This window comes from Pseudomonas sp. AP19 (assembly GCF_001728855.1).
GTDB classification, from domain to species: Bacteria; Pseudomonadota; Gammaproteobacteria; order Pseudomonadales; family Pseudomonadaceae; genus Aquipseudomonas; species Aquipseudomonas fluorescens.
The window spans coordinates 1-15,192 of sequence record NZ_LXJP01000052.1 but is presented as its reverse complement, the minus strand read 5'-3'; the positions used below and the strand labels follow the sequence as shown (position 1 = coordinate 15,192).

Annotated in this window: 11 protein-coding genes; 7 read left to right on the top strand and 4 right to left on the bottom strand. The window is 52.0% G+C overall.

Annotated features, from left to right (window positions below):
• Positions 1–535: 535 nt before the first annotated feature.
• The 5 genes from A7D21_RS26915 to A7D21_RS26895 all read left to right on the top strand — a co-directional run bounded on the left by A7D21_RS26915 (position 536) and on the right by A7D21_RS26895 (position 7,780).
• Complete coding sequence (locus tag A7D21_RS26915; protein WP_004883046.1) at positions 536–727, top strand: type II toxin-antitoxin system RelB/DinJ family antitoxin; 192 nt, start codon at positions 536–538, stop codon at positions 725–727.
• 61 nt (positions 728–788) lie between these two features.
• Positions 789–2,198 (top strand): Shedu immune nuclease family protein, encoded by a 1,410-nt coding sequence (locus A7D21_RS26910; protein ID WP_004883043.1) that lies wholly within the window; start codon positions 789–791, stop codon positions 2,196–2,198.
• Positions 2,199–2,303: 105 nt separating this feature from the next.
• Positions 2,304–4,442, top strand: a complete 2,139-nt coding sequence (locus tag A7D21_RS26905; protein ID WP_004883041.1) for an AAA family ATPase — start codon at positions 2,304–2,306, stop codon at positions 4,440–4,442.
• Between the two features lie 2 nt (positions 4,443–4,444).
• On the top strand, positions 4,445–6,244 hold the full coding sequence (locus A7D21_RS26900; protein WP_004883039.1) for a UvrD-helicase domain-containing protein: 1,800 nt from the start codon (positions 4,445–4,447) through the stop codon (positions 6,242–6,244).
• A gap of 288 nt (positions 6,245–6,532) precedes the next feature.
• Positions 6,533–7,780 carry a hypothetical protein gene (locus A7D21_RS26895; protein ID WP_023326010.1) on the top strand — a complete coding sequence of 416 codons (1,248 nt, stop codon included), beginning with the start codon at positions 6,533–6,535 and terminating at the stop codon, positions 7,778–7,780.
• A 239-nt stretch (positions 7,781–8,019) separates the two neighbouring features.
• Here A7D21_RS26895 and A7D21_RS26890 read toward each other — a convergent pair whose 3' ends face one another.
• Complete coding sequence (locus tag A7D21_RS26890) at positions 8,020–9,087, bottom strand: YhcG family protein (protein WP_004883035.1); 1,068 nt, start codon at positions 9,085–9,087, stop codon at positions 8,020–8,022.
• Entirely contained in the window at positions 9,084–10,283 is a 1,200-nt protein-coding gene (locus A7D21_RS26885; protein WP_004883034.1) for a site-specific integrase, read from the bottom strand. Before A7D21_RS26885 ends, A7D21_RS26890 begins: the two co-directional genes overlap by 4 nt.
• Before the next feature lie 762 nt (positions 10,284–11,045).
• On the opposite strand from A7D21_RS26885, the gene A7D21_RS26880 reads away from it, so the two are divergent.
• Entirely contained in the window at positions 11,046–11,834 is a 789-nt protein-coding gene (locus A7D21_RS26880; RefSeq protein ID WP_256556464.1) for a hypothetical protein, read from the top strand.
• 65 nt (positions 11,835–11,899) lie between these two features.
• Here the strand turns inward: A7D21_RS26880 and A7D21_RS26875 are convergent, their stop codons facing one another.
• Positions 11,900–12,946: a hypothetical protein gene (locus A7D21_RS26875; protein ID WP_069553110.1), complete on the bottom strand. Its 1,047-nt coding sequence runs from the start codon at positions 12,944–12,946 to the stop codon at positions 11,900–11,902.
• Between the two features lie 222 nt (positions 12,947–13,168).
• Between A7D21_RS26875 and A7D21_RS26870 the strand changes: the two genes are divergently transcribed.
• On the top strand, positions 13,169–14,101 hold the full coding sequence (locus tag A7D21_RS26870; protein WP_069553109.1) for a hypothetical protein: 933 nt from the start codon (positions 13,169–13,171) through the stop codon (positions 14,099–14,101).
• A 291-nt stretch (positions 14,102–14,392) separates the two neighbouring features.
• On the opposite strand, the gene A7D21_RS26865 is transcribed toward A7D21_RS26870, so the two are convergent.
• Positions 14,393–15,046: a hypothetical protein gene (locus A7D21_RS26865; protein WP_069553108.1), complete on the bottom strand. Its 654-nt coding sequence runs from the start codon at positions 15,044–15,046 to the stop codon at positions 14,393–14,395.
• Positions 15,047–15,192: the final 146 nt, after the last annotated feature.

Sequence of the window (15,192 nt, the reverse complement as noted above, 5' to 3'; positions counted from 1 at the left end):
CCGGGCCAGCGAGGGACTGGCCGTCAAGGGAGAAGCGCAGGGTTGGTGCGGCCCGCAGCGCAGCGAGGACTCGGCCCTGCGCGCCTTGACGGCCAGGCACCGCGGGCTACGGTCGCGGGAAAAAGCGATGAACTTGGGGAAAGACGAACAGCGGCCAATGGGCCAGGGGGTGCGCTGAAACCAACGCCGCGCGGCGAGCGCCCCTGCGTGCCAGCGGCACGCCTAGCTGGATGGCTGTTGGTCGATCAGGTGCAACCTGTTCGGTGCATGCGAGGGGCGCCAAGCAAGGCGCGGCGGGGATGGGCTGTCCAGCCGATCCCCTGGAGGGCAAGCGCCGCGCGCAGGCCAGGAGCGAAGAGACGGCCGGAGGCATCAGGGATCAAAGCCGCATGGCCGCGACTCGGCACGAGGCGCGGGGCAACGCCCGCGAGCCCGACGGCGGCACGCCGGGATGCTCTACTGTTCACAACAAAATGTAAGTGACGCAATAGTACTTATGAGCCACAATGTAGCTACATCTATTGTGAGCGCAACAATGGCAAGTAACGACGTCGTTCGTGCCCGGATTGACGGGCAGATTAAAGAAGCCGCAACTGTTGTTCTGGCTGAAATGGGGTTATCAATTTCGGATGCGATTCGGATGCTGCTGACCCGAATCGCGGCAGATAAGGCACTCCCCTTTGACATCAATCGTGTGTCGTCCGATTCTGATCGGAAGGCACCATAAGGTTGCGCTGAGGCAAGGCCCGCAAATCGTTTCTCTGAACAGTAGGGATCAAGAATAGTTCATGGCATCTATCAGACCTTCAGCATTCAATCAACGTGAGCGTTTGGACGGCGGCCCCTTCCTTGTCATTGAAGCAGCCGAACCGGAAGAGGAAGGCATTAACGTTTTCTTCACTGATATTCCCGCAGCGGAGCGCAAGCCGGATTCGCCAATAGCGAGACTGCTCAATGTGTGTCCAGACAGATTGACCATTTGGCCTCTTAATATTCGAGAAGATCGCGACGATTACCTGCAACCTAAATACGGCACCCTTGAACGCATCGTCGTCGCTCGGCCTGTTATCGAGCCCTACATACTGCCAGAGACTACTGACGATGTCGTTGGGCTTCTTGAGCAGTTGCCGGATGGGTTTGCCAAAGATTTTCGATTCGGTTTGGGGCTTCTGTGGGAATATCGGCAAATTTGCGAAACAGCCGCCAGCTTAGAAAACGTAAGCATACTCATTGTCCACAAAGGAAATGACGCGAAAATTGATTCGCCATTCTTTATTCTCGGAATAAGAAGATTTCATGAATTAAGAAAAGAATTAAATCGCATAGCCTCTCGCCACCAGAGAGACGCGCGCAAGGACAAGCAATTTCATGTCTACCAGACCTTATTACATGCTGCCGATTCAGCACAATTTCCCGCTCTAAAGAAGAGCGTAAGACCTGATGCACTAACGGAAATGACCGATGGTGGGCGGCAGCATGTGACGCTTTCCAAGCGTGATCGGCGCGCCGCTGTTCGCATGGTTCAAGACAATATAGAAGCACTGGCGGAATCTGAGCCGCGCTCGCTGCTGGCATTAAAGAATGATATTGAGCTCATCACACTGAATCAACTGATTGAGCGATACCAGGAAATGCTTGGAAAAGGACTGACGGAAAGCAAGTGGCAAAGCTTCTTTCTGGAAAATCCTTTCATACTTAGTCTTGCATTTGCCGTTCCAGCCATGCTGGTTCAGGGGCAAGCTTATGCAGGTGGCAAGCGACTTAACGGGTCCGGCGGAAAATTTTCAGATTTTCTATACGCATCCGCTTCCACGGGCAATCTTGGCCTCATTGAGATAAAAAAGCCGCAAACCGAACTGCTAGGAAAATCTCCCTATCGTGGAGATGATGTTTTTGGCCCATCGACAGAATTGGGTGGAGCGATTGCTCAAATTCTAGATCAGCGTTTCAAATTGCAGAGTGAACTACCCGTCATAAAAAATAACATGAACCGATACGACCTCCACAGCTATGCGGTTCGCTGCATAGTTGTCGCTGGCATGACGCCACAAGAGCATCAGCAAAGAAAGTCATTCGAGCTCGTTCGAAATGCGTTCGCAGAGATCGTGATCGTGACTTTCGATGAACTACTTGCAAGGCTAACCGAGATTAAAAATGCGCTCCAACCGATTCCTACCTTAGACACGGTGCCGTTCTAAAACCAACTGACAGTTGGCCATTCCGTAGTTGGGATCAATGGCTGCAGTGTTCAACCAATCCATCGGCCGATCGGCATGTGGATTTCAACAACAAGATTGAATCAAATGCATATATCCAAGCTCAGCCTGGTCAACTACCGGAACTTTCCCAACACGAAGCTGCTGTTCCAGAAGGGTATCAACACTGTCATCGGCGAAAATGGATCTGGCAAAACCAATCTCTTTCGCGCAATCAGATTGCTGCTTGATGACAACATGATTCGCTCTGCCTACCGGCTGGAGCATACCGACTTTCATCGCGGCCTAGGGCGCTGGCAGGGACATTGGATCATCATCAGTCTTGAGTTTGAGGAAATCTCTGCGGATGAATCAGTGCAGGCGCTCTTCCGACATGGGACGGGCGTAATTGAGGAAGAGGCGAACGGCAAGGCCACTTACAACCTGATCTTTCGTCCGAAGAAGGAAATCAGGCTGCGACTTTCTCAATTGAACGATGGTGATCAGGCAGGCCTCGACGCCATCCTGAACCCGGTCACCATCGACGACTATGAAACGATTTTCACAGGTCGGAGTGAAGCCGACTTCAACGACGAGGCCTTCTATAAGGATGTGGTCGGCGACTTCGCGAATGTTCGATTCAATGAAGAGGTTGAATTTCGTGTTATCGGCGCGAAGATTCCGAACGTGCTGTCCGTCTCCAAAGAAATTTCGTTCACTTTCGTCCAGGCGCTACGGGACGTCGTCTCCGAATTTCACAACAACCGGACAAATCCGCTCTTTTCGCTTCTGAAGGGCAAGAGCGGCGATATCGACCCCGTGGCGTTCCAGGCTATCACCGACGGGGTAAAGGCATTGAATGACTCCATCGAAGCGTTGCCAGACGTGCAGGTCGTCCGGACGGATATCAGAGACACCATCAAGGATGCGGCGGGTGAGGCGTATTCGCCGTCTTCTCTTTCTATCAAGTCGGATCTGCCAGACGAAGCTGACAAGTTGTTCCAGTCGCTCAAGCTGTTCGTTGGCGAATCGGGGGAGAGCCACGAAGGACCGATCCACGAGCTGAGCCTTGGTGGAGCAAACCTGATATTCCTCACGTTGAAACTGCTTGAATTCAAGTATCAAAAGGCTAAACAGTCGATCGCCAACTTTCTGCTTATCGAAGAGCCGGAAGCTCACATTCACACACATATCCAGAAAACACTGTTCGACAAGCTCAAATACGACGACACACAGATCATTTATTCGACCCATTCGACGCACATCTCTGAGGTCAGCAATGTTCAGAACGTGAACATCCTCGGCAGAGAAGGTGATCGTTGCGAGGCATACCAGCCTGCAATTGGCCTAAACCCAGAAGAGATCGGCAACATTCAACGCTACCTGGATGCTGTCCGTAGCAACTTGTTGTTTGCCAAGAGCGTCCTCTTAGTGGAGGGCGATGCAGAAGAAATTCTCGTTCCGATCCTGATCAAGAACGTGCTAGGCGTCAGCCTTGATGAACTCGGCATCAGTTTAATTAATATCCGCAGCACTGGATTTCAGAACGTCGCGGTTCTTTTCGATGATGCCCGAATCCGGAAGCGGTGCAGCATCGTCACCGACCTTGACAAGTCCATCATTGACACAACGCCGGCGGCGGGAGACTCCGAAGGGCTGCTCCGGCGCAAGGGCAAGTATCAGGCATCCCAGGAAAAAGGGGTCGCCAGGAAAGCGTTATTGGAAGACACCTTCAAAGATAACGGGTGGGTTTCTCCATTCTTTGCCCCCCATACCTTCGAGGTCGACTTCATTGCCGCCGGCAATGCGCGTAAGGTGGTCGGCATCCTTCCTGATGTCTACAAGGATGCACCAACCATCGCGACGGCCAAGGCGGAGCTCGAATCAGCGGACATCGCGTTGTTCGGTCAGCGCGCATTGACCATGGCGGACAACTACGGCAAGGGATGGTTTGCCATCTTGCTGGGAAAGAAGATCGATCCGCAGACCGCCATTCCGAAGTACATCTTGGACGCCATCGCTTTTGCGCATCCGGTGGTCACTAAGGAAGTCTGGTTTAACGTGCTGAGCTACCGCGTGAACTACATCGATGCAGAAGATATCTTCACTGCGTCTGCCGTATTCGACGACTTTAGGGCCAAGCTGCTGGCCTTCCGAAATGGAGACATCGACTTCGTCGGCATCCGAAACGAGATGCTTGCCACGTTCCCAGATGATCGCATCAACGATGTACTCGCGGTGTTCTGATCATGTTCATGTGGAACAAAGATGATCTGAATCCCGAGCAGGAAGCAGCCATTCTGAAGCCAGGGAGCGTCTTTCTCATCGCTTGCCCGGGCAGCGGGAAAACGCGCACGCTCACCTACAAAATCGCCTATGAGTTGTCCAGGCTGAAATCGAACAAGCAGTTTGTCGTTGCCATCACTTATACGCACCGTGCCGCCGACGAAATCCACGAGCGCATTGAGAGCCTTGGGGTGGATACATCCCGATTATGGATAGGAACGATACATTCGTTCTGTCTTGAATGGATATTGAAACCGTACGGCATCTATCACGAAGCGTTGGATCGAGGCTTCCGTGTGATCGATCAGCATGAGCGCGAGAAAATCCTGGAGGCATTGTGCAAGCCTTACCAGAAGCCAAAAATAACATTCTGGGATTGTGAGTTTTATTACACCGAAACTGGATATGTGCTCTCCTGCCCACAAGATTGGAAGCATTCGGGTCTTCACGTCATATTGGGCAAGTATTTTGAGATTCTGCACGAAAGTCGGCAGCTAGACTTTGAGCTCATTCTTTACTATGCGTACCAACTGATCGCACGTCATCCTGCGATCAGCACTCTTCTGGCACAGTTGTTCTCTTTCGTGCTGATCGACGAGTATCAGGACACCAAACGAATTCAGTATTCGATCATCACCGCCATTCTGAAAGCTGGTCAAGGTGCGACCAAGGCCTTTATTGTCGGAGATCCTAACCAGGCGATTTATCAATCGCTTGGCGGATATCCGATTGCCTTCGAGGATTTCAAGGCGATGGCCAATATCGATTTGGACGAACTCGAACTGTCGCGGAACTACCGTTCTTCTGAGCGCATCATTGAGTACTTCGGAAACTACAACGTTCACAACACACGCATCGAAGCCGCATCCGAGGACAAGGCGTACCCAAGCCTTATTTCATTCGACGACACAGTGAGCAAAAATGATCTGGACGCTGAGCTCATCCGGCTCATCCGTTTCAACATTGAGACTATGGGCATCTCACCTCACGAGGTGTGCATTCTCGCGCCACAGTGGACGCATCTTGCAAGCATGACACGTCGTTTGGTCGCCAGCATGCCGGAGTACTCATTCGATGGCCCCGGTATGGTTCCCTTTGCACGGGACACAGAGAATTTCTGGTACAGGCTTTCTAAGATTGCACTTACTCAGGCATCGCCGGGAATGTATGTGCGCAGACTGCGGTGGGCCGGGGAGATTCTGAATGACCTAGAGGCGGCCGGGGCTAGCGTGTCGAAGCTCACGCGGAGGTCCTTGTTGAGGGAGTGCAATGCAATTAAGATCGATGAAACAGATGGTCTTACCTACTTGAGCGCATTTTTCGAGCGTCTGTTTGCAAACTTAGCAATCGACTTTCGCCTTTTCACGCTGCTTCAAGAGCATCACGTTGCCTTCTTCGATAGTTCGCAAGCCCGGGTAAATCGATTGAAGAGTGAAGGTAGCGAATTTATAGGCGATATTGAGACATTCAGGAAGGTATTTCAGCATAGGACTGGAATCACCATCTCGACGATACACGGCGTCAAGGGAGCCGAGTTCGATGCAGTGATCGCTTATGCATTATTAGAAGATATGGTGCCGCATTTCAATGATCCGAACGGTCAAGAAAGCGCGATGAAATTGCTGTATGTCATTGGTTCGCGGGCAAGGAAGAACCTGCACCTTGTTTCGGAACGAGGTCGAGTTCGCCAGTATTCTGGCGAAGAGTATCAAGTAACTCGCAAGCTTGCCTCATGCAGTTTTGGATACGATCAAATTCCATAGAAATCACGAGTAGCGCAACCGCGCTCTCTATGGGATGCCCTACAGCTTTGTTTAGCGTTTGGCTGAATCATCTGCGCGCGGCTCGCTCTGCATGCCCTGCTGTCGCCAGCTCAACATGCAAGCGGAGCGCGCAGGCCCGGATCACAGTGTCGGGCCGTGGAGGGCTGGCGAATGCCAGTCCCGTCAGGGATGAGCGAATAGCGAACGTGGAGCAGCGCGATCCACAAAGTGGAGACGCTCAAGGTTCCGTCGCTTACTATTTGGACTACGGCGAGTTGAGTAAAAAATATGAAAAATATCTTTGAAGAAATCAATGAATTTTCTTCGGAAAAAATCGCGTTATTCAGCTTTGGGAAATTTTGCTACGTCTTTCTTAATAAAGACCCGATCTTTGTCAAGAAATTGCTTCCCCTCATCCAAACCTCTCTGGCAAATGAGAGCTTTCAGGCAGACGTAATGCGTGCTTATACGGAGGGCTGCATGAATGAAAAGGCGGCCATTCTGAAAGAATTTGAAGCCAAACGCGACCATCCAAACGCAGCCAAGTTTTATGGGCCACAGCTTGATCTAGTGGACAAGCGATTGGCTATAAAGACAATCCAGCATTTAATGGACTACTTAAATAATTATCTCAACGAGTATCCGGGATCGCTAGAAATTCTCAACAATTCCTACAAGCATATCCATGACGAAGATGGTGTTTCGTACATAAAAGAAAATTACGCAAATTATCGCATTGGCTGCATTTTTTATTCCAAGCACCAATCAATCATGGGGAGGGCTGAGATGCTGGAGCTAAAATATTCCAAGGTAGTTGAACGTGAGTACGAGAAAATTGGAATTGACATAAGAAAGGAAGATGCTCAGTTCTCTAAATATAGTCTTGTCAGCCTGAACGAGAATATTCAGATATTCAACGACAAGGATAGTCAGACAATACGCGATGAACGCATAGGGCGACACTTCTGGATAAAAGTTCCGAGGAAGCTGCTTACCTCTATCGAGGAACTCATTGAAAAAGGAATGCTGTCCGAAATAGCATTCAGGATTGATTACGTCTCCGATTATGTCCCTGCAATGGAGGAGATGGAGTTTGGCGCTCCGTTGCGATTGAAAATATCTTCCCTTCCTAGATTGTCAAAGTTCTACTCCACCGATAAATATGAGAACAATCTATGGATTCACCATGACGCAGAGAAGCTAAGTTTGACTTTTGAAGAATTGATGGAGGACTTTGAGGTGGCAGGCGACGACGTCGTAACGCAAGTCATCCATCTTGAATACAGTTCAAAAGGCGATGATTTTTTTATAACTCACTTGGATCACGAATTTATCGTATATACGTTGGATAGCTATCAAGAAAGATTGAGCAATGCCAACATCAAGGGGCATAGAAAAATAAAGACATTCAAAATAGATAACTCAATGATCCCGTTTGATATAAATATTAGCGGGGATCTTTTTCTGTTTCAGATTCTCGATTCGTATTTAAAAAATGATGACTTGATTCGTGAATATTTTGAAAAAATTAACTGACTTTATAGTTTGAGATATTTAATTAAAACAGCGATCGGCATAGAACATGGCGCTGCTGCCCGCGATAATCATGTGATTGGGCGCTCGCGCCCACTAGCCCCAGCGCATCCTTGAGCCGCAGGCCAGTTCCTTATCGGCCTATGGCGATTCCACACTAGCATGGAGCCTCGATAGAGCAAGAGATCCGTTGCCACATGCTCGTGCTGTGGTTTGGGTGTACGGTTGGACAGATGCTGCTGTCAGGACTTCTCGCCAGGCTGCCGCTGCTCGATCTGCAACCGCGCCCGTTCGGTCGCCTGCTGCAACCGCTCCCCCAGCACCGCACGCGGCGGCAGGGTCGTCAGGTATTCGGCTACGTGGATGCCCGACTTGTCCAGCTCCAGCAACTCGATCTGCTCTGACTTCTTGCCGGTACAAAGAATGATGCCCAGCGGCGAGGCTTCCTCCGGTTCGCGTTCGTGCTTGTCGAGCCAACGCAAATAAAGCTCCATCTGCCCCTTGTATGCTGCCTTGAACTCGCCGATCTTCAACTCCACCGCCACCAGCCGCCGCAGCTTGCGGTTATAGAACAGCAGGTCCAGGTGGAAATCCTCGTCGTCGATCTGGATGCGTTTCTGCCGGGCTAGGAAAGAGAAGCCCGCGCCCAACTCCAGCAAAAAAGACTCCATTTCGCGGATGATCGCGGCTTCCAGGTCGCCTTCCTGCCAGGTATCGCGCAGGCCCAGGAAGTCGAGGATGTACGGGTCGCGCATGACCAGCGCCGGCGACATGCGCTGCGCATCGCGCATCGCCGCCAGCTCTTGCGTGATCGTCTCGTCCGGCTTCTTGGACAGCGCCGTGCGCTCGTATAGCATCGAGTCGATGCGCTCGCGTAGCGTCCGCACGCTCCAGCGTTCGGCGCTGGCCATTTGCACGTAGTAGTCCCGCTGGAGCGGGTCTTTTAGCGGCAGCAGCGCCACGAAATGCGACCAGCTCAATTGTCGTGACAGCGTCACGACAATTGGCTCGTCCGAGAAGGTGGCGGCGAACTGCACCATCCGGCGCAGGTTCTTGTCCGCGAAGCTACGTCCGTAGTCGCGGACAAGCTGCGCCGCCAGGGTCGGCAGGATTTCGTCGCCGTACCCGGCCCGCTGCCCGGCAAGCACTTCCGTATGGATGCGCTGGCCAATGCGCCAGAACAGCAATGTCAGCTCGGCATTGACCGCCGAGGCGACGCGCTGGCGCGACGCTTCGATCAGTGCCCGGATGTCGCCCAGCAGCGCGGGCGGCGCTGCTGGCGCTGAGACGGATGCCTTGCGCCGGGTCATGCGGCCACCTCCTTGGCTCCCTGCATCCCGGTGATCGTCTTACGCCGATTCGCCACCAGTTCGGCCGCCTCTCGCACCGGCTTATCCTCGGTGTGGACGTAGCGCATGAACATGACGACGGTCTTGTGCGCCGTTAGCGCCATGCCGACCTTGACCGGGATGCCCGAATTGGCAATGTCGGTCGCCGAACGGTGGCGGATGCCGTGCGTGCCCACGTGCGTAGCGCCAGCCGCCTTGAGCGCACGGCTCCAGCCACCGTAATACTCGCCCGTGGTTAGATGCTTGCCAGCGTGGCTAGGAGAAGGCAGCACATAGCGGCTACCCTCCTGCCGGGGTGCCGTCGAGAGTAGCCGATAGGCTTCCTCGCTCATGGGCTTAGACATGCCGCCTGTCTTGCTGTCAGGCCAGACGACGCGCCGGTTCTGCAAGTCAACCCAGTTCCATTCCAGCGCGATGATTTCCGAGCGGCGGCCGGCGAACTCGAACTGCAGGCGGATTCCCAAAGGGATGACGTAGTTCTCCAGCCCCTCCGACTCGATCTTGTCGAGCTGTCGGAACAGGTTGCCCATTTCTTCGTCGCTGATGAGGTGAGTCGATTTGCCGGCAGGGAACATCGGGACGTGACGGCAAGGGTTGGTACCGTCGGGCCGATAGCCCCATACCTCGGCCATGTTGAACATCTTGCGCAAGACGCTGAATACCTTGTTCGCCTCGGTCTGCTTGTACGAAAGCTTTTCCATCAGTCCGGCGATTTCAGGACGCTTCACGTCCTGAACTTTCTTGCGTCCCAGCAGCGGAATAATGTTGCGATTGATGACAGCCTGATAGCCGGCTTGGGTGCTGAGCTTGTTGCGCTTCTTGGAGTAGTCCTCCATGAACTTCGTGCATAGCTCCTTGACCGTAGGTGCCTGGCGCGCCTCCGCCTTCTCTGCGGCGGGATCTCCGCCTCGGCGGACTTGGGCCAGCCATTCCTGCGCCAGCGACCGCGCCTGTTCGACGGTCAGCTCCCCGTACAGTCCTAGCGAGGGCTTGCGGCGCTCGCCAGCGTTCGTCCGGTACTGGAGCATGAACACCTTGCGACCCGCCGGGGTAATCTTGCACAGGAAGCCGGGGACCAGCGTGTCCCGGAGTTCGACGGCCTCTGCCTGGGGTTGCGCCGCATCGACAGCGGACTTAGTGAGTTTGATCTTAGCCATGATGACTCCTTGGAAAGACCTGGATTCCAAGGGCCGGATAGGAGTCAGGCGGTCGGAAGTCAGGTCAGGTTTCGGAAAGCACCGGCATATGTTGAACTCGCTTAAGTCATTGATAAACCTGCTGTATCGGGCTGTAGCGTAGTCCAGCGAATTTCGGTGCTGGAGTCATGGTGAAATAAAAAACCCCCGAGGCTTGGCCATCGGGGGTTTCGCGCGTTCCGGGTCTGAGACCTTAGAACGGTTATGCCTACCTAAGAACGAAAAGCATGACGATTAATCCATAAAAAACAGAGCGATATGCCGCATAAGAAGCAAGTCTGCTCGGTTTTTTGTCAATAAATCGGATAATTCACACTTGTTTGTTTACACCTCGTCTGGTCTTTGAGACGTGGCGGTCATGAGAGTAGTTTGGATTCATACTGAGTCGACACTCCTTGAAAAAGGAGAACCGTCCCCATAGGACGGATCCCTATGGGGTAGTTTCGCGATGCGATGACGCGAAGGTTGGGTGGCTGTTTATTTGAGTAGACCAGCGTTCTACCATGTCAGCCGATCTCAAGATCAACTAGCAAGCGACCGTATTTTTAGCAGAGAACGCAGGATCGTCAACAAAAAACTTGAAAATGAAGAGGACGCCTACCTCGCGACCCCGCTAGCCATCCGGCGGAGGGCTGCTCATTACTGGGTTTTTCAAAATCAGCAAAAATATGGCTCTAAGCTATCATTCATAAATTCATTTCATTTTCGACATTGGAGATGTGTATGCGTTTAGGTTTTGGCTCAGCTTCTGCGCTAACGATTGGCTTGCTCACCGGTTGTGTTAACCCTTATCCCCTCCCCCTCAATGAACCGACGGAAGAAGACTCCGTTCTGCAGCCTCAAACTGACGTGGGGCCTGACGGAAAGGCAAGGGAGGCTCGGGCGCAACGTGAAGCCAACAGCAAGCGGCCTGGAGCGTTAGGCGCGGCGTTGACGAAACCAGAAACTCAACACGACTTGAAACTGAACCTGCTCATCTACCGCGATCACTACTTTAAGATCCATAGCGATCTAATCACCGCGAATAACGTGACAAAGGACACCACGGTGGCTGGCGGGATCATCGGAGTTATCGGCGGACTGGCGAAATCCACCTCTACCGTTTACACCGGGGGCGCCATTGCGGCCGGCTCCTCGATCTACGGGCAGCGGTATGAGTTCACGATCCAAGCTTTGAATTACCGGAAGGCCAGCATAGCGATGGACTGTATGCTGGGTGTCGTAGCGCCACTCAAAGATGCTAACCCCCTATCAAAAGCAGGCATAACAAGTGCTTCTGATAGCATCGAGGAGGTTCGTCGAAAACTCTACCAAGCTCAGTCGGCAGTAGTTCTGAAAGATCCGGACTTGAAGCAGCTAAAAAACGCGTTGATAGTAGAAGAACTAGCCGATACTAAACACCGTGCATTCGTCGCCAAAGGGCTGGTGCCCCTCGCCGTAGGCGCTAGTCTCCCGCAGGAAGAAGAGGACTTGGTGCTGGCCAGGGTTGATGAGTGCGCTAAGTCGTTCTAGTCCACCACTGCAATGAAGCTTGTGACTAAGCCCCCCAGGGCTCTTAATCACAAGCACCTGAACCGTCACTTGGCAAGGCATGCGAGCATTTTATTAATTTTCTCCTGCGTGTAACCAGCCGTATCCGCTCTAGTCTTTATGGAGTCAACTGTAACTGTCTCCTGAATCACTCTACCAAGTGTCGGAAACTGGGCAGTCCCAAGGATCACATAATCCAACTGCTCTACTATTCCTGTATAGGCTCGGATGTCGCTTGGAGATTTTGCCGTATAACCGGCCCTGCACTTGTCGTCCTTGAGGTCAGGCCGGGACTGGAACGGCGGAAGTAAATCGCGCTCCCCTGATTTACACCGATCCTCTAAAGAAATCGGTCCTGACTTTTGCGGAGCAATTGCACCAGTTCGCAGTAGCTGATGAAGTGCAATTGAGCCTTCACCAAATGCCGGACCCTTGTCGCCGATTAAGGCATAAGTACCCGTGAACCCAGTACCACTCACCCAGACGACCTTGCCAAGCAGGTCAGTCCTCGGCGTAACAGCGATAGGGAGTGACTCGGAGTCTAAATGCTGAGCGGTGCCATTAACTATGTGTTTCCTGGAGGTTGTAGATACGTAGGACTGGACATGCTTACCCGCTACAGTCTCGAGCATGCCGCCCAATTTCAGCCGGCCTTTCCCGTTGCCGACTACAATTCTTCCGTCCTCGCACGAGACCAAATCACGGCTTGGCGTCAGAGGTTCGACTTCCATCGCATATACGCAGAACTCAGTAGTACCTGCGACGAAGCCTTTAGCCTCAGCCTTGAGGAACTCTTTGGAGCACTTTAAATTGCACTTATGCCGCTTACCATTTCGCCAAAGTGATAGACCGTTTGCTATATATGTGAAACCGTGATCACCGACAGTGTACGAGCCCGCCCCACCATCTGGGTTTACGGCTAGTCGTGCCCTAACTGCAATTGAGCCATCGGGGAAAAACCGGGCCTTTAGATTAATAAATTCCTCTTGAAATTTGCCCGTAATTTTACCGTCCACCCCACAATCGTCTGCAAAAATTGGAAACGAAGAACTCAATAGTAACAACGCACCACCAAGCTTTGAGAAAGCTCTCATACGGCTTCACCTATGGAAGTTAAATCCGACCAAATTGGGACTACCTGTCAAAAGCTCGATGAGGGATTAGTTTTCTCTAGTGGAGACGCATTACAGCTTTACGTCAAGGCTGCTAAACGGTATTTACCTCATTGAACCTATCGCGATTTGACCTAATATCCAATTGGATACCGTTCAATGGCTGAACTAAGCTGAGTCGACCTTACGGTCGGAGAATCAAACATGTCTAAGGCGCCGCTCTTGCTGATGGGACTCTCTCTGGGAGTGTCAGCTGCTGATCTGGAAGAAGTGTTGAAAGGCCGCGGCGTTTGGTGGAAGAACCCCGTGAATTATTCAGATGCCTTGGTCCAAAGGCTCGATGACATTGGTGTTCGCCGAGTCCACATCATGCTTACTGAGGAGCCCATCGAGGCAACCAAATGTGCGCCTGAGGAGCCTGCGTCCCTGAGTAAAAAACACCAAGCGAAGAAGCCAATACCCCTCGCCAGCTTGAACCAGGTTGATAAGCTGGTGAAGGCCCTTCGAGCTAAAGACATGTATGTCATAGCGACTGTTTACTTGCCACCGACCAAGGTAGCAATAGATGACCTGCTCGATTCACGCTCGGACCTCGTGCCAGCCTTACTAGCAGGGGGTATCGATGCGGTTGAACTGGATCTTGAGGGCACTTGGAAGCGGAACGCTGTTTGCGGTTACAAGACTCATGCCGAGGCGTTTCAAGACTTCAAGGATAGAGTGAAATCAATGAGGCCTGGTGTACCGGTTGGTATTACTACCCATGGGAGCCATATTGGTGCCAAGGAAATCCCGCTAGGTGCGGCCGACTTTGTCTCAATGCAGGCCTACAGCAAGTGCGAAGATGATTGCAAAGCCTTCGATGACAAAAGGACAGGTCCAGGTAATAGACAGCGCTACGTCGTAGGTAAGATGGAGGACATCAAAGGGCCGATTGTGCTTGGTCTTGCGGCCTATGGGCAGCAATGGAATGGATACACTTGGGACGCTGCGATGGGGAAGGCTTTGTCCGCTACCGAGTCAATCATGGCCAATGATCAACGTGTGGTCGGTTATTCCTACTGGTCATCCAATTCTTTTGACGGATCCAGTTCCAGGAATAAGCCGTACCAATTTCTACTGAAACACCAACCGAAGTAGGTCGAGGCCGCTTCTCTTTATTCAAGGTTCGATCCTTCAATCATGAGGGTATTTTGGAGAATGGTGCAAAGCGATCCAAACAGCTTTTATGATCGTATACGCCCCCATGGTAGACGCCGGTATAAAACTCACCGTTTCAATCGCCGCTTCGCAATAAAGTAGGAAAACCGATATAAGGTCGCCCGCGGCGTGCCAACCGGCGACCTATGTGAAGGATGTTTAGCGTTTGGTGCTCAGCAACCTAGTGCTAGACCGGTTTAGTGGGACTGAAAGCAAGCCCTTAGACCTATATCAAAACAATTTAGGAGTTATGTTAATGAATGCAGCAGCCGACATAAACAACCCCGCAATTCTGAGCATGGTATTGATCTGTGCCGCCCGGTTCATCTTTCTAAAACTTGGACCATGCACCACCTCAGGTGTTGAGTAATACCAAGCCGATGTCAAAGGGGGATACATTGCAAGTGCCACAACAGTGAATTGGTTAAATTTAGCATATACACCAATGATCGTTAAGATTGCCAAGCAAAGGATAACGATCAGTCCATAATAGTGCCTTACCAGCTTCCGCCATCCCTCGAGGTTATCGCTGTGCTCAACCTTCTCGGTCGTGACCTTACTCCCGCGACAAACATGGCGACTCTGAAGGTTCGCCATTAGGAGGTGCGCCGCTTCCTCTGACTCTTCTTCAGAAATGACAGAAGTAAATACTCGCACTAATGCTTTGAAGTCAATTCCATGAGTAGACGTATCAAAGGTCACCCCATGTTCCCCGGCGGAGAAGATCGCAAAACGAAGATTACGGGCTGGCTCACCGCTCTCCCCTAACTTGCCAACCAACCATCGCTCATTGGCAATGACCACACCAGATCGAATAATCCCAGCTACCAGCTCAGCGGCTTTCTCACTATCCATTTCTACGGCTTGCTCTTGCTGAACGCTCATTGTTACTCCATTGATTGTAGTTAAGTCGCTGTACGATACACCCTACCAAGAGCATTCATTATTATCCACTTACAAGCACCTGGCTTAGTGATTCATCTTCGCAGAAATTTATCCGTACGCAGTGAAAGATTTGGACTACCCCCGCT

What these genes read in the sequence shown, in the direction of transcription:
- A7D21_RS26915 (WP_004883046.1), top strand. Translation starts at nt 536, where the DNA reads ATGGCAAGTAACGACGTCGTTCGTGCCCGGATTGACGGGCAGATTAAA.
- A7D21_RS26910 (WP_004883043.1), top strand. Translation starts at nt 789, where the DNA reads ATGGCATCTATCAGACCTTCAGCATTCAATCAACGTGAGCGTTTGGAC.
- A7D21_RS26905 (WP_004883041.1), top strand. Translation starts at nt 2,304, where the DNA reads ATGCATATATCCAAGCTCAGCCTGGTCAACTACCGGAACTTTCCCAAC.
- A7D21_RS26900 (WP_004883039.1), top strand. Translation starts at nt 4,445, where the DNA reads ATGTTCATGTGGAACAAAGATGATCTGAATCCCGAGCAGGAAGCAGCC.
- A7D21_RS26895 (WP_023326010.1), top strand. Translation starts at nt 6,533, where the DNA reads ATGAAAAATATCTTTGAAGAAATCAATGAATTTTCTTCGGAAAAAATC.
- A7D21_RS26890 (WP_004883035.1), bottom strand. Translation starts at nt 9,087, where the DNA reads ATGACCCGGCGCAAGGCATCCGTCTCAGCGCCAGCAGCGCCGCCCGCG.
- A7D21_RS26885 (WP_004883034.1), bottom strand. Translation starts at nt 10,283, where the DNA reads ATGGCTAAGATCAAACTCACTAAGTCCGCTGTCGATGCGGCGCAACCC.
- A7D21_RS26880 (WP_256556464.1), top strand. Translation starts at nt 11,046, where the DNA reads ATGCGTTTAGGTTTTGGCTCAGCTTCTGCGCTAACGATTGGCTTGCTC.
- A7D21_RS26875 (WP_069553110.1), bottom strand. Translation starts at nt 12,946, where the DNA reads ATGAGAGCTTTCTCAAAGCTTGGTGGTGCGTTGTTACTATTGAGTTCT.
- A7D21_RS26870 (WP_069553109.1), top strand. Translation starts at nt 13,169, where the DNA reads ATGTCTAAGGCGCCGCTCTTGCTGATGGGACTCTCTCTGGGAGTGTCA.
- A7D21_RS26865 (WP_069553108.1), bottom strand. Translation starts at nt 15,046, where the DNA reads ATGAGCGTTCAGCAAGAGCAAGCCGTAGAAATGGATAGTGAGAAAGCC.